The organism is Psychrobacter sp. NPDC078631 (assembly GCF_050268165.1).
In the GTDB taxonomy this organism is placed as follows: domain Bacteria; phylum Pseudomonadota; class Gammaproteobacteria; order Pseudomonadales; family Moraxellaceae; genus Psychrobacter.
Genome location: NZ_JBNNGG010000001.1, coordinates 399926 through 418991, shown reverse-complemented (window position 1 = coordinate 418991; position 19066 = coordinate 399926). Strand labels below are relative to the sequence as shown.

Here is a 19066-nt window from a genome sequence, read left to right as displayed (position 1 = left end):
GTTCATGGCTGCGTGAAAATTGGCTAAAAACTTCTAAACTGACTACTCAAAATCTCGAGCATACATTTGCGCATAGTGGCCTTGTAGCTGCATCAGCTCATTGTGCGTTCCTAACTCAACAATCTGACCACCATCCATTACGGCAATACGATCCGCTGATTCAATAGTCGTCAGTCGATGGGCAATAACCAATGTGGTACGGTCTTTCATCACATTATCTAGCGCTTGCTGGATATAATACTCAGACTCATTATCAAGCGCGCTAGTGGCTTCATCTAAAATTAGAATCGGTGCATCCTTTAATAGCGCACGAGCAATCGATAGTCGCTGACGCTGACCACCAGATAATTGCAACCCTTCAGCACCAATTTCGCTTTGATAGCCGTTTGGCATTTTCATAATAAAGTCATGAGCGAAAGCATCTTTTGCTGCTTGTTCAACCTCAGCTTGAGTCTTATCAGCTAAGCCACCATAAGCAATATTATTAAATACGGTGGTATTAAACAATACTACCTGCTGGTTCACCATTGCAATCTGGGCGCGCAGACTCTCTAGCTTAATGTCTTCAATTGGCATACCATCCAATGTGATCTGCCCTGAAGAGGTCTCTAGAGTTCGTGTTAATAAATTAACCAATGACGACTTGCCCGCACCACTTCGTCCTACTAGTGCAACTGTCTCACCTGCTTTGATATTCAAGGTAAAGTCACGTAGAGCCACCGTCGAATCTGGATAAACCAAGCTGATATTGTCTAACAACATTTGCCCTGATAGCGCTTTACTGATTGTGCCTGTATCTTCCTCTTCTGGCTCATCAAGTAGCGCAAAAATCGACTCACCAGCAGCCAGACCTTTTTGCAGCTTCTGATTAATATCAGTTAGTGAACGTACTGGCTTACTCAATAAACCTGCGGCTGCAATGTAGGAGATGAACTCACCTGCTGAGATATCATCTATTACTGCAGGTCGCAGTGCAAGCCAGACGACAACGGCCATCGCAATCGCCATCAACAGCTGTACGGCTGGCGTATTAATACTATTGGTAACAACTACCTTCATACCTTGGCGTAGGTTTTTCTTAGATGTTTTGTCAAAACGTGCTGACTCGTATGATTGACCGCCGTAGTTTTTGACCACTTGATAGCCGCCGATGACTTCATTGGTAATGTGACTGACATTACCCATCGTCTCTTGGATACCTTTTGAAAGCTTAAGATAGCGCTTTGATGCAATGCGTACCAGCCATAGTATTGGTGGCAATACCACAAATAAAATAAGCGTTAGACGCCAATTGCTATAAAACAAAAAACCGATCAATGCGACAACGGTCAAACCATCACGCAGCAAAGTCTTCATTGAGTCTGTACTGGCGGCCGTAACCTGTTCAACATCAAATATCAATTTCGATGAAATCGTACCGGCTGGATTGGCCAAATAAAACGAGCTAGGCAAGCGCAGTAATTTATTGAAAACTTCTACACGTAGCTCATAGACCAAGTTGCGTGAGACCAATGCAGAGTAATAGTTACCCAAAAAACTACCAATCCCGCGCACAAAGAATAGCAATATAATCAATAGCGGAAATAAGGTTTGTTTGCTTCGATCATTCTGATTGATAGCATCAGTAATATATTGTAGAAGCTTGGCGGTCCAAATCTCTGTCCCTGCATTAATTGCAAAACCTAACGCCGTCAATAGCAACGCCCACCAATAAGGCTTTAAATACCTTAGTAGGCGTAATAACGTCTTACTCTTAGGGGTAACAGGCGATACTGCCGATGCATTTTTAGCAGAAGATTTTTTAGAGTCAGGTAAATAAGCTTGGCTCATAAAAGCCTCAATTTGGGTATCGTGGTATGAATAGGCTGTGTGTCACACAGTTTTATGATGGTAAGACTATATATGTTATTGCGGCAGCGTTTGGCCAAGTGGTACCACTGTACTGATGTTTAAATTCAAAAATCCGAGCTTTCCAGCGATATCCATCACTCGTACCACAGACTGATGAGTTGCATTGGCATCCGCTGCAATAACAAATAGCATATCGCGATTGCTGCCCGCCTCTTGCTGTAACATGCTGGTCAGTTCAGCCTCATTGCTACTAGCAAGTGTAATGCCGTTGACCAAATAGCTACCATCCTCTTGCACAGCTACCTCGATACTGTTGTTTTGTTCTGTCAGTGCGACACCTTCCGCTTCCGGAAGAATAATATTTAAACGACTAAAGTGATTGAATGAGGTAGCCAGTAATAAAAACACAATCAAAAACAGTAAACAATCAATCATCGGTGTCAGATTAATTTCAAGCGGTTCAACCGTTGGTTTTCTAAAACGCATATCAATCTCTTTAGTTCAGCTACCATTTATAGGCTTAAGATTTCTATTCTTTAAAATCATATTTACTACACTGCTGCTATACTAGGCTTATCCGAATCTAACCCACCGAATGAATGTTCTTGCACAATACTATCTTCTATTGACGTACGGCTAGAAGATGTAGATGGCTGCGTACTAGCAAGCAAGTGATAATCATACAACTCTTGAATCATAAGCCCTGCTTGAGTCTCAAACTGAGCATTAATATCAATGATACGGCGCTGAAAATAGCGATAAGCAACCAGCGCAGGGATAGCAACAATCATACCAGCAGCGGTAGTGATTAGTGCCTGTGATACACCAGCGGCTAGCATCGTCGGATCTTGCATTGCGCCATCGGTAATCGCTAAGAATGAAGAGATGATTCCTAGTACCGTACCTAATAGGCCAAGCAACGGCGCTATCGCACCGATAGTACCTAGCATATTGATGTTTTTTTCTAACTGATGAACTTGGACGCTGGCACGATTTTGCATGTGCATTGTCATCGATTCTAGCCCATACTGACGATATAGCAAACCCGTTGCCAAGATATCGCCAAGCGCCGTCTTTTCTTTTACATTCATCAATTGTGTACGACCAATATCGCCATTTTCACGTAAACGAGTTATTAGCTGTTCGCGCAACCTGCTAGGGGCGACTTTATTAAACTGTAGCGTATGGCTACGTTCAATGATGATAACCAAAGCCAATATAGAACAGACCACGATAGGTGTCATTAGCCAGCCACCTGCTTTTACCAATTCCCACATACTCACTCTCTTCCATATTTTTGCAAAAATAATTATTGCAGAGGCGATTTAGCGTTTGGATAGATACAGCTAACTCGCAAACGTTATTAAGCCTGAGCTTCTATATGTTTGATCAACGCAGCTAATTGGTCTTGATTGTGGAAAAATATCTCAACACTACCTTGACCATCTTTTTTATGCTTTAGTTTGACTTCAGCACCAAGCATGTCTGTTAATCTTTGGGTTAAACGCTCTACATCACGAGACTGTGCTTGTTCAGCACGATTGATTTTGGGTGCTGGCTGCAAGATTGATTTGACCAACTTTTCAGCTTCTCGCACGGTCATACCGCCATCGATAATCTTTTGCGCGATGATAGGTTGCTGTTCAGAGGACAACGCCAAAAGTGTACGAGCATGACCCATATCTAGCGCACTGTTGGCCAAATGGTCTTTTACTGTATCATGGAGCTGATTTAAACGAAGTAAGTTCGATACTGTTGTACGCGCCTTGCCAACGACTTCAGCGATCATGGCATGACTCATACCAAATTCGGTATGAAAACGTTGCAATGCTGCTGCCTGCTCAATCACTGATAAGTCTTCGCGCTGAATATTTTCAATCAGTGCTAATGCAATTGCCAACTCATCAGATAAGGCGCGCTCAATCGCGGGGATGACCGCTTTTCCTGCCATTTTTGCAGCGCGCCAACGGCGTTCACCAGCGATAATTTCGTGAGTGACAAATGCTTCACTTTTATCTTCATTTGCCAATAGTGGGCGGATAACGATAGGCTGCATCACGCCATGCTGCTCGATAGAAGACGCCAACTCTGCAAGTGCTGTCTCACTCATATCACGACGAGGCTGGTACTTACCTGCTTGCAAGCGTGTGACATCAATCTGTACAAGGCTAATCTGATCTTCGGTTGCGCTCGTATCTGCACTATTGCCACGTGATTTGTTGAGCGACGCCTTACTAGTAGCACGAGATGAACGTGGCGCGCGAGTACTACTCTCACTAGCAGCATCGTTATCAGTAGTCTTCGCAGATGATTTTTTACTGGCTTTTGTCGGAGTGATATCAGGCGCTATATCTGTGGATACAATATCTACAGGCGCATTAGTCTCTACAGGCACATTAATATCTGGCGCAGCATTTTCACGCGCCACCATGTCGTCTTGCAAGGCAGAGGCGGTAATTTGCTTTTCTTTTTTGATTGACCCTAATAAGGCATCTAAGCCCCGATTAGCAGCCAACCCTCTTTTCTTCGCCATGATTACCTATCCTCTAACGCTAAAATAAAAGCCAATTGATTACTGATGCGGCTTACTAAATACAATGTTAAGTGTTCTATACTTATGCTATTCATTTACTGTCTTGATCAGTGACACTTTTTATCTAAAAACCCTTTGTAAGAACTTTAGATAAAAATTAGTTGCTTTGTTTCATCACTTCAGCAGCTAACTTTTGATACGCGCGTGCACCTTTTGACCATCTCTCATACGCAATAACTGGTAGGCCGTGTGCAGGAGCTTCTGCCAAGCGAATATTTCTTGGAATATGGGTCTTGTACATGATATCGCCAAAATGCGCTTCTAGTTCAGTGGAGACATCACGGGCAAGCGTATTACGCGCATCAAATAGCGTTCTGACCACACCACGTATATAAAGCTTAGGGTTCAACTCTGTAAGGCGTTCAATCGTTTGTGATAAGTCAGCCAACCCTTCTAGTGCATAGTACTCACACTGCATAGGGATAATCACACTATCCGTAGCAACCAACGCATTAATCGTCAGTAGATTCAAACTAGGCGCACAATCTATAATCACATAATCATATGGCTGTTTTTTCGTAGATACCTGATCTTTAACCAATTCAGCCATCGCAGTTTTAAACAGCTCATGACTATCGGTCTTGCTCATTAAGGTAATGTCCATGCCAGCCAAATCTCGATTGGCACCGATGACATTGAACCCTGCAGGACTAGTAACAATTGCTTCAGACAACGCGACACCATCTAGCAAAACGTCCGCTATGGTAAGATCCAACTCGTTTTTATCAACACCTGTGCCACTGGTCGCATTACCTTGTGGGTCTAAGTCAATCAGCAGTACATGCTTGCGTTTAGCAGCCAAGCTGGCGGTCAAATTTACTGCCGTTGTGGTTTTACCCACACCGCCTTTTTGATTCGCAATTGCTATGATTTCCATACACTCACTCAATTTTATTAGGGTCTATTACTTTTGACTCGGTTGGTACGATTATTTTTTTATTCAATCTTGTACAACGATACTCGCTCAGCATTTAAAAATAAGCAATTTACGCTCTAAAATGCTCAGTTTGCGGTCGAGCATTTTAAATGCTTTTAAATACTATGTCATTTAGATACAGACGTAAACTGTGTTTCACAAAAAATAGTGCCTGTTTCATGACTGCGAAGTGTTTATGCTTTAGCTATCTTTGGCGGACATTTCAATTAAATGACGACTGTCGTGCAAACGTGGCACCGTTAGCTTAATGGTTTTGATATGCCAGTCACTATCAAGTGCTTGCAGCTCTTCCTCACTCGGCACTTTGCCTTTCATAGCACATAAGAAGCCGCCATCTACTAATCTAGGCTGCGCTACTTCTACAAAATCTATCAAACTGGCAAACGCTCGTGATGTCACCACCGCATAACTTGCTTCATGCGCTTCAATACGCGATGCAATCGGCTGCATATTACTCAAACCAAGCTCGCTGCTGATTTGCTTAATAAAGCGAATTTTCTTCTGGTTGCTATCAAGCGCAGTACACTGACGCTCAGGCTGGCAAATGGCAATAATCACTGCCGGCAATCCTGCTCCCGTGCCGATATCTAGCAACGATCCGGCGGGTAAATGCGTTATAATAGACAGACAATCTATCACATGCTTAATCAGCGCTTCTTCTGGATCAGTGATCGCGGTCAGATTATACGCTTTATTCCATAGTAAAAGCTGGTCTAAATACAATAATAACGTGCGCTGCTGCGTTTCACTTAACGGCAGACCCAGCTCATTTATCGCTTGCACCAAGATGTTGGCCAGCTTTGGCAGTTGCGCACCAAGCTTTACGAAACCAGTCGGATCAATATTGATAGTATCCATACTAGCAGACGATGAAGAGTTTTTAGCGGAAGCTGACATACAACGAGTTATCCAGTTTTGACTTGTGAACCGTTTATTTTATCATGCAGTCTGCCCATTGAATAGTTGCAGATTGCGCCAATGTGGGACATCTTATACTATCTACGCTGATCATGAGGCGTTATTCTGCTTTGATTGCCTCCAATTCGCTGATTAAGTCATTCGTTTTTTACTGTTTACGCTCAAGCATTTGCCTGAATATGATACAAAACTGCGCTTAATGACTTCGCTAATAGGTGACTATATCTTGTAAGATGTCATGATTGATTATAAAAACTCAGAATACGCATGAACAGATAAAACCAATCACTTCTCATATTCCTTTAATACTTTTTAAGATGATTTTTCAAACGCCTATGACAGAACAACCCTACACCCCTATATCGCAAGTATCAAAAGACGCTAACAATATGGTAGTACCTACTACCGACTCAAAAAATACTAAGCACACAGCACCTGATACCCCAAACCCTATCTTCATAGAAGTTCAGCAAAATTGTCGCATTTCTGCTGAGCAATTAAAACGCTATAGCGACCCTGATGAATTGCCTACAGACACACGTACTGCGCCTGACCTAGATGTTGGCTTCGGTCAACAACGCGCGCTTAAAGCATTACATACAGCGCTGGATATTAAAGCCAGTGGTTACCATGTGTTTGCCGCTGGTGAAAACGGTTTGGGCAAGCGTACTGTGATTAGTCGTCTGTTAACGCGTATCGCTGCTGACGCGCCGACGCCAGATGATTGGGTATACGTGCATAACTTTACCGATCCACGCACACCATTGGCGCTGCGTCTACCAGCTGGTCAAGCCTCGCTATTACAACAGCAAGTTAATAACTTATGGCAGCAAGCAAAAAAGCGTCTAAGCCAACGCTTTCGTAGCGATCAATACCAAAGCAAAATCGAAGCCATCAAAAATAGTACTCATCAAAAAGAAAGTCATGCCTATGACGCGCTTAATGCTGAAGGCAAACAATATGACCTAGCATTGACGTTTCGCTCGTTTGATAATAAAGCCGTATTTGTTCATCCTAGTCAGCTGCCTACAGAAAGCAATAGCGATGATGACAAGCAAGTAAAAATACCTAGCAATCATAAAAATTCAGAAAAGCTCGATGGTAGCGAAAAAGTTAACATTTTGGGCGATGAAAACACTGAAAATAAAGAAAGCCAAGACTCTACATATGGCAATAATGAGTATGAAGCTGAGCTGAATAACTTCGTGCAAAAGAACCATATGCAAAAGCGCCTTAGTCAATTGACTATCGCCTTAGAGCAATTAGAAGACGAAGCCAACGATGAGATAGAGGCGTTACATCGTAGTATTGCGCAACGTGCTCTACAGCCGCTATTTACCCCTATTTATGAGCAGTTTGCGACTCACCCACTTGTCGTAGAATATCTCAAGGCTGTATTCAATGATATGGTCACTCACATAGAGCGTATCGTCAATGGCGATGATGAGGAGTTTTTGACGGCAGTGCTAGCTACGACGCCCAGTCGTTATGCGGTCAATGTTATTGTCAGTCATACACTTGACAGTGGCGCACCCGTGGTTTTTGAGGATTTGCCAACCCATCTCAATTTATTGGGACATGTCGAGCAGATCACCCAATTAGGCACAGTAACCACTGACGTGAGTATGATTCGTGCGGGTGCTCTACATCGCGCTAATGGCGGCTATTTACTGTTAGAAGCCAGCCACGTACTGGAGCATCCTTATGCATGGCAAGGCTTAAAGCGCGCTTTACAATCACGAAAAATCAAACTATCAAGTCTAGAGCAAATGCTGACGCTAACCGGTAGCTTGTCTCTCTCACCCGCGCCTATTGATTTAGATATCAAGGTTATATTGTTAGGTGAAGCAGATTTATATTATGAGCTGCTAGAGCTTGAGCCTGAATTTGATGCAGTATTCAAAGTCCGAGCTGACTTTCATGACGATGTGCCTCGTACCACTAAGCATGAATTGGCATTGGTCGCAAAAATGGCCGATATCATCGACTATGCCGACCTTTATCCGTTTGATAGCAGTGCACAGGCCACGCTACTTGAACATCTAAGCTTACAAGCTGAAGAACAAGATCGCTTAAGCCTACACAGTGACTTATTGATTAAACTTTTGCATGAATCAAACCGTCACGCTCGCTTAAATAATGAGAATATGGTAACGGCAGATCATGTCACTCAGGCAATCGATGACATGGATGAGCGTTCAGGGTATTTGCGCGATCTGTACTGGGATGAGCTTAAAAACGGCCAGCAACTTATCCAAACGCAAGGCGATGCTATTGGACAAGTTAATGCTTTGACCGTAGTCAGTTATGCTGATAGTGAGTTTGGCATGCCAGCACGGCTTACTGCGGTCATTCAGCCCAATATTGGCACAGGTGAAATTCTTGATATTGAGCGTGATGTAGACTTGGGCGGTAGTTTACACGCCAAAGGTATGCTGATTATGACCAGCTATTTGCGCGCGTTGTTTAGTCAACATCATGCGCTGAATTTTAGTGCCTCACTGGCGTTCGAGCAAAGCTACGCGCAAATCGATGGCGATAGTGCCACTGTGAGCGAAGGCTGTGCATTGCTATCCGCATTAGCAAACGTGCCTATCAATCAGTCTCTCGCGATTACTGGATCAATGAACCAGCTAGGCGAAGTACAGGCAGTTGGTGGCATCAATGCTAAAATCGCAGGTTTCTTCGACGCTTGCCGCGAGCAAGAGCTAACAGGCGATCAAGGCGTCGTCATTCCGATGGCCAATGTCAAACAACTGATGCTACGTGACGACATTATCGATGCAGTAAATAGAGGCAAATTTCATATTTATGGCGTCTATACTCTAAGTGAGGCCCTGACGCTGATGACTGGTTTGCCCATCGACACCATGAATAAAAAAGGCCGTTATCGCAAAGATACTTTATTTGGCAAAGTATTAAGCCGTCTGATGCTATGGGATGAAAATCAAGAAAGCACTGATGACATCGATGATGAAAAGTCAAAAAAGAAAGCGAAGAAAAAGCGTAAAGAAAAACGTCAAAAGAAAGAAGGTAAAAGAGTAAAAGAAAAGTGTAAAGATGAGAAAAGCAATGAGAAAAATAGCGAAAAAAGTAGCAAGCAAAGCGATGCTAAGCCTATTGATGACGCCCTAAATGATAGCGAGACAACAGCTATCGATGAGGATGGCAATTAAAATTTGAACGGTATTGCTGATACGTACGCACATTGCTGTTCGACTAGATTCATTGTTATGTCTATGGCTAGATCGAGCAGCTATCATCGAATAGTAACCATCAAATGAACATACGCATGCATGAACGTCGCTAGACGCTACGCTGCTTTTCTGCGATGATTAACGGTTCCTGATCGAGCAATATCGTGCCAGAAACCGACTTGTAACTTCATAAAGGGTATCTCTTAATGACTGTACATCCTACTGATGCTGATAACATCCAAGCTCAGTCCAATCCTAGTGAGCCGGCAGGTGCGCTTGCAGCTGTAGACACTGGTACCTCGAAAGAGGCCAATGCCGCCAATATTAATGACAACCGACATGGTGCGGCAACGACTGCTCGGCAATGGCAGGTACTATCACAACTACAGCGCAATCGCTGGGTAGGCACAACGCATATTTATGAGCAGCTGATGATGGCAGGCTTTGATATCAGCCTACGTACTGTCCAACGTGATTTGAATGCCCTTGCGAAACGCTTCCCTATCGAAAAAAACAATGCCAATCCTCAAGGTTGGCGCTGGAAAGAAGACGCCCCATTACAAAGCTTGCCGCATATGAACTTATCACAAGCGGTTGCTTTTAATATGGTCGAGGCCAATCTGACCCAGTTACTGCCACCTGTTATCTTAGATGAATTATTTCCTTGGTTTGACTTAGCACGGCGACAGCTCAAAAACAGCAAAGTAACCCACTCTTGGATAGACAGAGTGCGTATCGAGCCTGCCACGCAGCCGCTTATTGCACCAGATATAGATTTGGACAGTAAAGACAATATTTACCATGCGCTATTTTATCAGCTGCAAATTCATGCTTGTTATACTCGTAGCAACAAATTACAAGCCAGCGAATATATCCTAAATCCAATCGCAATTATCCAGCGCGGCGTGATTATCTATCTACTGGCAACTCGTACTGACGATCCAGAAGCCATTATTCGCACTTTTGCTTTACATCGTTTTGATAGTGTTGAGATTCTCGAAACCGCTGCAAAAACGCCAGAAAACTTTCAACTCGATACCTATTTGGATGAAGGTAGCATGGGCTTTAGTCACCCACTGTTTGGCGAATTGGATGAGCGTGGTAAGAATACCGCTGTTGAGCTTAGATTTACTAGGCAAGCAGGTAAGAGTCTGACCGAAAGTAAGCTTAATGACGATCAAACCGTTACGCTAAATGAGGATAATACCCTTACTGTAAAAGCCACTGTTAATTTAACCTCGCAGCTGGTCTGGTGGCTACGTGGATTTGGTAGTGGGTTATTAGATGCTAAGCCTGAGCTGCTCTATCAAGCAGTATTAGATAAGTCTTCGACAGCAATCAGTGAGTGACATCACTGACCTGAGATAGGCTAACATCCGCACACCTTAAGTAAGCAAACACTAAATCTAGATAACGGTTAAAAACTAAGAATAAAAAAGGAAAGTTATGTCGACCACTGCCCCATCACCACTGTTGTCAGATAGTTTACGAGGACTGGGACTAGACGCAGGGACTTTGTTCTTTGCGCTCAATTATGAATTTACCAAAATTGAGCCAAAAGGCATGTTTAAGCGCTTCAAAAAAAATCAAAGCGCGATGGATATTGATCTGGCTTGTGTGTTGTACGATGACAATTGCGTCATCAGTGACATCGTTTGGTTTAAGCAACTACGAGATAAAGCTGAATCGGTCAAGCATCAAGGAGACAGCTTAAATGGTAAGGATCGCGGTGAACAAGCCATGTATCTTGCCCCCCTTGATCAAGAGCAAATCAGATTGGAGCTTGAGAAAATACCCGCTCATATTAATCATATTGGTTTGATCGCCAACTCATATCACGGTCATTCGTTCTCTAGAGTGAAAAAAGGCGAGATTCATCTGAGTGACGATGAAGGAAACCGTTGTTTTGAAGTCAACCTTAAGCAGCTCCCACGCGACTGCACCACGCTATGGGTAGCACATTTGCGTCGATCTGTTGACGACTGGCACTTAACATTGCAAAACTTACCACTCACTGCAGAAGGTCTAGCAGATGCGGCACAAGAAGTGGCTCATGAGTTAGCACGTGCACTGCCCATTCCTCAGGGTATATAAGAGCAACTGGTCATCGAATATAAAAGAGGTCTTGTGCTATGTAAACACAAGACCTCTTTTTATGGTCAAAATATTAACTACGATTAACTGCTAAAAACCTATCTCTCATAAATCATTTAATACTTGCCTATAAAACTTCACCGCAATGCGGACAGAAGTTCTTTTGGCGCGTTTCAACTTCTTTTTCACGTCGTTCAAGCTCTTGCTCTCGCAGTACCTGTAAGACGATATTTTGTGCCTGCTCTTTATCTAAGCCTAGCTCTCGACGAATTTTATCAATCATCATCTGATTCTGTACCAGATCAAAGTCGCTATCAATGAGCTGCTCACGAAAATGCTGTTCAAGCTCTTCACGACGCTGAGCCAATTCATTCGCCAATCCCGTCGCTAGAATACCAGCCGGCAGTGCGGCAAGACCCACACCCAATATCGTAATGACCGCACCCAATATTTTGCCAGCATTAGTAATTGGCGTGACATCTCCATAGCCTACGGTTGTCAGTGTCACCACAGCCCACCACATCGCTTTAGGTATAGACTCAAACTCGTCTGGCTGTGCGTGATTCTCCACTAGATAAATACCGCTAGAGGCGGTCACAATCATAATGATAAGAATAAAGATAACAGCCTGAAATGAGCCTCGCTCCTTGCTAATCACGACTAGCAAGATACGCATTGAGGCAAAATAACGCGTCAATTTTAGGATTCGAAACAAACGTAAAATACGTAAGAAACGCAAATCAATGTTGACAAAGAAATTCAAAAAGGCGGGCACGATGGCTACTAAATCAATCAATGCGGATGGGCTTCTAAGCCAATCCCATCGCTGTTTCCATGTTGTGTTATCAGGTTTGGCTTCAGCCACACTCCACAGACGCAATAAGTACTCAATAGAAAAGACAACGATAGAGAAGTTTTCAAATAATGTGAAGTAATCTTGATAAGGGTAATACCACTGATCGACAGACTCTGCTATCACAGCCGCTACGTTAGTCATAATCAAAAATATAAGAAAATAATCAACGTAACGGCTAAATAACGTGTCATGTTCTTCATTTTGTAAAATATCATAAACAAAATGACGCAAGCGCCGTATAGATTGGAATAACATGCCAGCCCTATGCGGTGAAATACCGATTTGATATTAATAGAATAAAACAACAGTCAAACAATAAAAACCAAACTTTCATCACGGAACATAGGATATATTTGCAGCAATCATCCGTGATTTTTATCAACAACGCTTATTTTAAGTACTGGCATGTCCATTATCAGCCATGACTATCGGCTATACAAAATGCAGGTAATAAATATAGACCGATACCAGCAGTATAAACACAATTAGTAGGATAGAGAACCTTAAGAACTGTTCGTCAGCGCGAAGCTGCTGGCTAATATCTTGCGCAGGTATCAAAAACAAGTGACATTCAGGACAGCAAGAGTCTACCTGATTCAATATTTTCATAGTACGCGCATTCGTACAGCGTAGAGGGGAGTTACTGCAATAGCCAAGCATAATATATTGCACCTCTTGTTGAATCATAAATAAGAGATACCGACTCACGTCAATGACACTTACTTAAAAAGCAGCTTTTGTTGTGTTTAATTATAGACTGTAGACAATTGAATTACACATAAATGTAATTTATTGCAGAAATATTGCTAATTTATGCTCAAAACCTTACCAATAATAATGATTTTCGTATTATAATAGAGATTAAATGTTACAGATTAGACTTTAATCATGACATTATGTATCAGTAGCTAATGCCATCCCTCATTAGAAAACTGCTGATAATTTTTTATTACGTTAAGGAATGAAATGATGAAACTAAAATCCCTAGTTTTAGCGACTGCTGCTGCACTTACAATGACAACTGCTTTTGCAGTCCCTGCTGGTACTTGGTCTGTTGCTGCTGGCGCACATTATGTTGATCCTAAAAGCGACAACGGTACTCTAGATAACGGTTTATCTGTTGATGTTGATGGCGATGTACGTCCAACTATCAGTGGTGAGTACTTCATCGCTAACAACGTTGGTATCGAACTGCTAGCTGCTATTCCATTTCATCATGACATTACCCTAACAGATAATGCTGGTAACGAAATTGATGCAGAAACTCAGCACCTACCACCTACTCTATCTGTACAGTATCACTTCGATGGTTATGACTTACCTATGAATGTGAAGCCTTTTGTTGGTGTTGGTGTGAACTACACAACATTTTTCAAAGAAAGAATCTACCTTGGTAACGGTAATGATTTAGAACTTGATGATAGCGTTGGTGTAGCTGGCCATGTTGGTCTTGATATTCCTTTTGCTCCAACTGAATCTTTCCGTATTGATGCCCGTTATATGGACATCAAAACAGATGCAAGCCTAAACGGTACTGATATCGGTGAAGTTGATATTAGCCCTTGGGTATATGGCGTAGCATTCGTTAAACAGTTCTAAATTAGTAAAATATAATGCGTAATAAGAGCCAGCTTTATAGCTGGCTTTTTTGTGCTTATTAATTATGGATATTACCCTCTACTCTAGTTATTAAGCAATTATTTATAAAAGCGGCTAGCAACCTACAAGAACAAATAATCTTCATAAAAAAAGACCACCCGTAGGCAGTCTTTTTTAATTGCTAGCTAGTTTTAGATCAAGATACGACGTGGGTCCGCTAATAGCGTTGCAATATAACGAGTAAATACAGCAGCGTCTGCGCCATTGATCACACGGTGATCATAAGACAAAGACAGTGGCAGCATCAAACGTGGCTCAAAGCTTTCTGTTTTAGCATCCCAGCGCGGCTGCATACTTGCTTCAGAAACACCTAAAATACCAACTTGTGGCCAGTTAACTAACGGCGTAAAGGCGGTACCACCCAAGTTACCTTGGCTAGATATGGTAAAGCTTGCCCCTTGCAAATCTTTGGTACTGAGCTTCTTATCACGAGCTTTTACTGCAAGCTCGCCGATCTCAATCGCGATTTGCTTCAGGCCTTTATCTTGTACGTTTTTGATAACCGGTACGATAAGACCATCATCTGTTGCCACTGCGATACCCATATTGACACTTTTGCGCAATATGACCTGAGTATTGTCATCGCTCAAATGACTGTTGAATCGTGGATGCTGGGTCAACGCATAAGCAGTTGCTTTAACCACGAATGCCAAGATAGTAAAGCCAACACCTTCAGCTTTCATGCCACCTTTTAGCTCACCACGTAGTTTTTCAGTCTCGGTGATATCAGAGAGATCGAACTGCGTTACTTGCGGTAGCAAAGTATTGTAGTTGAGCTGTGGTATCGAGACTTTCTGCAAGCGGCTGAGGTCTTGTGTTTCTATCTCACCCCAGATCTCAGCATTACTCATGTCAGGCAGTTTCGGTAGACCTGAGCTAACAGGATTGCCGCTCATAGGTGCCGCTTTTTGCTTGGTTAGACTGCTTTTAACATGGGCAAACAAGTCTTCTTTTAGAATGCGATCATTTAGAGCTGAACCATTCACTTGTGTGATATCAACACCTAACTGACGCGCTAGCTTGCGAACAGCAGGACCTGCATACACATCAACCAATTTTTCATTGACTTGTGCTTCAGTTAATTTACCCTCTGTTTTGCTAGCAGCTGTATCAGTATTGGTCGGTTTGGCCGCTTGTTTTGGCTCACCAGTAGTTTTAGCAGCTGGTTTATCTTCTGTTTTGGCTGGTGCTGACTCTTGTGGCTTAGGCGTCTCAGATTCACTATCACTAGCATCATCTGTACTACTTTCCATGATAACGATAAAGTCCTGACCGTTAGCAACCATATCACCTGCTTCAACCAAGATTTTCTCAATCTTACCGGCAACTGGCGCTGGTACTTCAACCGAAGCTTTATCTGATTCGATTAGCAAAATCGACTGCTCAGCGCTAACAGTATCACCAACACTAACCATAATTTCAGAAACTTGTGCCTCATCAACACCTAAGTCAGGTAATGCATGAGTAGTTGCTTTACCTGCATTAGCGGCTGGCTTGGCAGCAGACTCTGATTGCTTTGATTCAGTTGCAGCAGGTTCAGGTTTTGATTCTGATTTAACATCGTCTGTGCTGTTCGCTTCTTGCTCTTCAGCAGCAGCACTGTCATCGTTGCTTTCTGCGCTATCCTCTGCGCTTTCAAGCTCAATTAGCACCATACCTTCGCTGACTTGATCACCGATAGCAACGCTAATCTTAGTCACTTTACCAGCAGCAGAGCTTGGTACTTCAACCGATGCTTTGTCAGATTCTAATAATACGATGTTGTCGTCTTTTGCGATGACATCACCAATTTCTACCATAATCTCGCTGACTTCGGCGCTATCCACACCTAAATCGGGGGCTTTAATGTCCATGATTTATTTCCTCGTCTTATGGTTATTATTATTTGACATCTTTATCATCAAGTACATTTGCATCTGCTTGATCTTCAGCAAGGCCTTCATTACTGATTTCATCATCGTCTTCAGCGATAAATTCAGGTACAGGATTTGGATTTACGTTACCTGGCGCTGGTGCATCTGGAGACTGATCATAGTAAGACTGCTGCTGCCATGCAGGTGGATGATCCACATCGATACCTAAGCTTGAAATCGCGTCTTTAACCAAACGCATCTCAACTTCGCCTTCATCGGCTAGGCGTTTAAGCGTTGCCACAACGATATGCGCAGCATCAACGTTGAAGAAACTACGTAGATTTTCGCGCGTATCAGAACGGCCATAACCATCGGTACCCAGAGTCGTATAAGGACGGTTATCTGGTAACCAAGCACGGATTTGCTCTGAGTAGTTACGCATATAATCTGTCGCTGCAACCACAATACCTTCGTGCGGTGCTAATTGCTCAGTAACCCAAGGTACTTTCTCTTCGTCCATTGGATGTAGACGATTGTAGTCATCACAAACCATACCATCGCGAGTCAGCTCGTTAAAGCTGGTTACGCTCCAGACGTTAGACGTAATATTGAACTCGTCTTTTAGTATTTGTGATGCTTTTTGTACTTCGCGTAAGATAACACCAGAACCTAATAGCTGTACTTGTGTTGAACCATTGTCTTCAAGCAAGTACATACCACGTTTGATACCTTCCTCTGCACCTTCTGGCATAGCAGGTTGCTCGTAGTTTTCATTCATCAACGTCAAGTAATAGTAAACGCGCTCGCCTTCACCATACATACGGCGTAGACCATCATGCATGACCACAGCTAGCTCATAACCAAAGCAAGGATCGTAGCTGACGCAGTTTGGCACGACATTGAATAGAATCTGTGAATGACCATCTTGATGCTGCAAGCCTTCGCCATTAAGCGTTGTACGACCAGCAGTTGCGCCTAACAAGAAGCCTTGTGCTTGACAATCACCTGCCGCCCAAGCCAAATCGCCCACACGTTGGAAACCGAACATTGAGTAGTAGATATACATCGGAATCATCGGTAGCGCGTTGACAGAATAACTGGTTGCCAATGCAATCCAAGTACTCATTGCGCCTGCTTCGTTGATACCTTCTTCTAACATGTGACCATCGATAGCTTCTTTATAGCCCATCAGCGCTTCACTGTCTTCTGGCGTATATTTTTGGCCAACAGCCGAGTAAATACCCAATTGACGGAACATACCTTCTAGACCAAACGTACGCGCTTCGTCAGGTACGATTGGTACGACACGATCTTGGATGTCTTTGTTTTTTAGCATCGCAGATAGTAAGCGTACAAATACCATCGTCGTAGATTGCTCTTTACCGTTACTGCCTTTTAATACCCGATCGAACATTGATAGTTCAGGGATATTCAGTGGAATATGACCACTACGACGGTTTGGCAAATGACCACCTAACGACTCGCGACGACCTTTGAGATACTTCATCTCCGCCGAACCTTCTTCAGGGCGATAGAATGGTAGGGTCTCTAACTGCTCATCAGTAAATGGCAAATCAAAACGATCACGGAAATACATCAACGCTTCTTGATCAAGCTTCTTCACCTGATGCGATTTGTTGACTGCTTGCGTTTGTGCAGATAAGCCATAACCTTTAACGGTTTTAACCAAAATAACCGTCGGTTGGCCTTTGGTTTTCATAGCTTCGCTAAAGGCAGCGTAAACTTTAACTGGATCATGACCACCACGGTTCAGACGTGAGATTTCTTCGTCAGTCAACGCATCTGCCATCTCTTCTAGCTCTGGATATTTACCAAAGAACTCTTTGCGGGTAAATTCAGGCGTACGAGCTTCATATAGCTGATACTCACCATCCACCACTTCTTCCATACGTTGTTTAAGGACACCCGTATGATCTTTACCAAGCAATGAATCCCAGTTACCACCCCAAATGACTTTGATGACTCGCCAGCCTGCGCCGCGGAATACTGACTCTAGCTCTTGAATAATTTTACCGTTACCACGGACTGGACCATCAAGACGCTGCAAGTTACAGTTAACTACCCATATTAGGTTGTCCAACTTCTCACGACCAGCGAGAGAAATTGCCCCTAAGCTTTCTGGCTCATCCGTTTCACCATCACCCAAGAATGTCCAAATCTTACGACCTTCTTTTTCTAGCAATCCACGATTTTCCATATAACGATGTACATGGGCGTGATAGATAGACATGATTGGGCCAAGTCCCATTGATACGGTTGGGAACTGCCAGTAATCAGGCATGAGATATGGATGCGGATAGCTTGATAGACCTTTGCCGCCTACTTCACGACGGAAATTATCAAGCTGGTCTTCGGTCAAACGACCTTCTAAATAAGAACGGGCATAGATACCTGGTGCTGAGTGACCTTGATAATAGATCATGTCACCACCGAAGTGATCGCTAGCGGCGCGGAAGAAATGGTTAAAACCCGTTTCATAAAGTGTCGCACTAGAGGCGAATGTCGCCAAGTGACCACCCAAATCATCGTCGTTTTTATTGGCACGCATGACCATGGCAAGTGCGTTGTAGCGAATTAGCGCACGTATCTTACGCTCCATGCCTAGATCGCCTGGGTACATTGGCTCGTCTTCAACAGCGATACTATTGACGTACGCAGTGTCTAGTCTGTTGAACGGAAGACCTTCTTGAACCGCCATATTGTATAAGGCTTTTAGGAGAAACTGAGCACGGTCTTTGTCTGCGTGTTTAACCACAGACTCAAAGGCTGCCAGCCATTCCTGAGTTTCGGTGCTATCAGCATCCTTATAATAATTCATTCTTGTTAATCCTTTTATATCAGTCATACCTACCTAATGGCAGGGCTTCATTGAAAAATGCATGATGAGAGATTGGTTTACTTATGACATCCTTGCTACGTCCAAGCATTCCATTGTTTTGTGCGATGATATACAGCTTGATTATAAAAATAGTATTACTCATATCGACAAATGCATCAAATCAACACATCTGCCAAACCGTCATAATGCTATGAATATTCTATTCAAATGTTAATTACTATGACATTCCATTATAAGCGTTTACGCGT

The 19066-nt window shown here is 43.0% G+C and carries 13 protein-coding genes; 4 read left to right on the top strand and 9 right to left on the bottom strand.

Going from position 1 to position 19066, the window contains the following annotated elements; genetic code table 11:
* Positions 1-42: 42 nt before the first annotated feature.
* From msbA to rsmG, 6 genes are all read right to left on the bottom strand, one after another.
* Positions 43-1830, bottom strand: coding sequence for a lipid A export permease/ATP-binding protein MsbA (msbA, locus tag ACQKCP_RS01675; protein WP_427611034.1), 1788 nt, complete (start codon positions 1828-1830; stop codon positions 43-45).
* A 75-nt stretch (positions 1831-1905) separates the two neighbouring features.
* Positions 1906-2337 carry an ExbD/TolR family protein gene (locus tag ACQKCP_RS01670; protein ID WP_057759437.1) on the bottom strand — a complete coding sequence of 144 codons (432 nt, stop codon included), beginning with the start codon at positions 2335-2337 and terminating at the stop codon, positions 1906-1908.
* A gap of 65 nt (positions 2338-2402) precedes the next feature.
* Positions 2403-3128 (bottom strand): MotA/TolQ/ExbB proton channel family protein, encoded by a 726-nt coding sequence (locus ACQKCP_RS01665; protein WP_347162028.1) that lies wholly within the window; start codon positions 3126-3128, stop codon positions 2403-2405.
* A gap of 86 nt (positions 3129-3214) precedes the next feature.
* Positions 3215-4384 carry a ParB/RepB/Spo0J family partition protein gene (locus tag ACQKCP_RS01660; protein ID WP_427611033.1) on the bottom strand — a complete coding sequence of 390 codons (1170 nt, stop codon included), beginning with the start codon at positions 4382-4384 and terminating at the stop codon, positions 3215-3217.
* A 157-nt stretch (positions 4385-4541) separates the two neighbouring features.
* The gene (locus tag ACQKCP_RS01655; protein WP_427611032.1) at positions 4542-5321 is read right to left on the bottom strand and encodes a ParA family protein; all 780 of its coding nucleotides are present in this window, start codon (positions 5319-5321) and stop codon (positions 4542-4544) included.
* 240 nt (positions 5322-5561) lie between these two features.
* On the bottom strand, positions 5562-6278 hold the full coding sequence (rsmG, locus tag ACQKCP_RS01650; RefSeq protein ID WP_427611031.1) for a 16S rRNA (guanine(527)-N(7))-methyltransferase RsmG: 717 nt from the start codon (positions 6276-6278) through the stop codon (positions 5562-5564).
* 356 nt (positions 6279-6634) lie between these two features.
* On the opposite strand from rsmG, the gene ACQKCP_RS01645 reads away from it, so the two are divergent.
* The 3 genes from ACQKCP_RS01645 to ACQKCP_RS01635 all read left to right on the top strand — a co-directional run bounded on the left by ACQKCP_RS01645 (position 6635) and on the right by ACQKCP_RS01635 (position 11590).
* Positions 6635-9475, top strand: a complete 2841-nt coding sequence (locus ACQKCP_RS01645; protein ID WP_427611030.1) for an AAA family ATPase — start codon at positions 6635-6637, stop codon at positions 9473-9475.
* 227 nt (positions 9476-9702) lie between these two features.
* Positions 9703-10845 carry a helix-turn-helix transcriptional regulator gene (locus ACQKCP_RS01640; protein WP_427611029.1) on the top strand — a complete coding sequence of 381 codons (1143 nt, stop codon included), beginning with the start codon at positions 9703-9705 and terminating at the stop codon, positions 10843-10845.
* A gap of 97 nt (positions 10846-10942) precedes the next feature.
* Positions 10943-11590, top strand: a complete 648-nt coding sequence (locus ACQKCP_RS01635; RefSeq protein ID WP_427611028.1) for a TerD family protein — start codon at positions 10943-10945, stop codon at positions 11588-11590.
* 127 nt (positions 11591-11717) lie between these two features.
* Here ACQKCP_RS01635 and ACQKCP_RS01630 read toward each other — a convergent pair whose 3' ends face one another.
* Positions 11718-12701 carry an ion transporter gene (locus tag ACQKCP_RS01630; RefSeq protein ID WP_057759421.1) on the bottom strand — a complete coding sequence of 328 codons (984 nt, stop codon included), beginning with the start codon at positions 12699-12701 and terminating at the stop codon, positions 11718-11720.
* 714 nt (positions 12702-13415) lie between these two features.
* Between ACQKCP_RS01630 and ACQKCP_RS01625 the strand changes: the two genes are divergently transcribed.
* Positions 13416-14045 (top strand): OmpW/AlkL family protein, encoded by a 630-nt coding sequence (locus ACQKCP_RS01625; RefSeq protein WP_427611027.1) that lies wholly within the window; start codon positions 13416-13418, stop codon positions 14043-14045.
* A gap of 191 nt (positions 14046-14236) precedes the next feature.
* On the opposite strand, the gene ACQKCP_RS01620 is transcribed toward ACQKCP_RS01625, so the two are convergent.
* Together ACQKCP_RS01620 and aceE are read right to left on the bottom strand one after the other, a co-directional pair.
* The gene (locus ACQKCP_RS01620) at positions 14237-15958 is read right to left on the bottom strand and encodes a 2-oxo acid dehydrogenase subunit E2 (protein ID WP_427611026.1); all 1722 of its coding nucleotides are present in this window, start codon (positions 15956-15958) and stop codon (positions 14237-14239) included.
* A 28-nt stretch (positions 15959-15986) separates the two neighbouring features.
* Entirely contained in the window at positions 15987-18797 is a 2811-nt protein-coding gene (gene aceE / locus ACQKCP_RS01615) for a pyruvate dehydrogenase (acetyl-transferring), homodimeric type (protein ID WP_427611025.1), read from the bottom strand.
* Positions 18798-19066 lie beyond the last annotated feature (269 nt).

Coding starts and splice junctions, on each gene's coding strand:
- msbA (WP_427611034.1), bottom strand. CDS start 1,830: ATGAGCCAAGCTTATTTACCTGACTCTAAAAAATCTTCTGCTAAAAAT.
- ACQKCP_RS01670 (WP_057759437.1), bottom strand. CDS start 2,337: ATGCGTTTTAGAAAACCAACGGTTGAACCGCTTGAAATTAATCTGACA.
- ACQKCP_RS01665 (WP_347162028.1), bottom strand. CDS start 3,128: ATGTGGGAATTGGTAAAAGCAGGTGGCTGGCTAATGACACCTATCGTG.
- ACQKCP_RS01660 (WP_427611033.1), bottom strand. CDS start 4,384: ATGGCGAAGAAAAGAGGGTTGGCTGCTAATCGGGGCTTAGATGCCTTA.
- ACQKCP_RS01655 (WP_427611032.1), bottom strand. CDS start 5,321: ATGGAAATCATAGCAATTGCGAATCAAAAAGGCGGTGTGGGTAAAACC.
- rsmG (WP_427611031.1), bottom strand. CDS start 6,278: ATGTCAGCTTCCGCTAAAAACTCTTCATCGTCTGCTAGTATGGATACT.
- ACQKCP_RS01645 (WP_427611030.1), top strand. CDS start 6,635: ATGACAGAACAACCCTACACCCCTATATCGCAAGTATCAAAAGACGCT.
- ACQKCP_RS01640 (WP_427611029.1), top strand. CDS start 9,703: ATGACTGTACATCCTACTGATGCTGATAACATCCAAGCTCAGTCCAAT.
- ACQKCP_RS01635 (WP_427611028.1), top strand. CDS start 10,943: ATGTCGACCACTGCCCCATCACCACTGTTGTCAGATAGTTTACGAGGA.
- ACQKCP_RS01630 (WP_057759421.1), bottom strand. CDS start 12,701: ATGTTATTCCAATCTATACGGCGCTTGCGTCATTTTGTTTATGATATT.
- ACQKCP_RS01625 (WP_427611027.1), top strand. CDS start 13,416: ATGAAACTAAAATCCCTAGTTTTAGCGACTGCTGCTGCACTTACAATG.
- ACQKCP_RS01620 (WP_427611026.1), bottom strand. CDS start 15,958: ATGGACATTAAAGCCCCCGATTTAGGTGTGGATAGCGCCGAAGTCAGC.
- aceE (WP_427611025.1), bottom strand. CDS start 18,797: ATGAATTATTATAAGGATGCTGATAGCACCGAAACTCAGGAATGGCTG.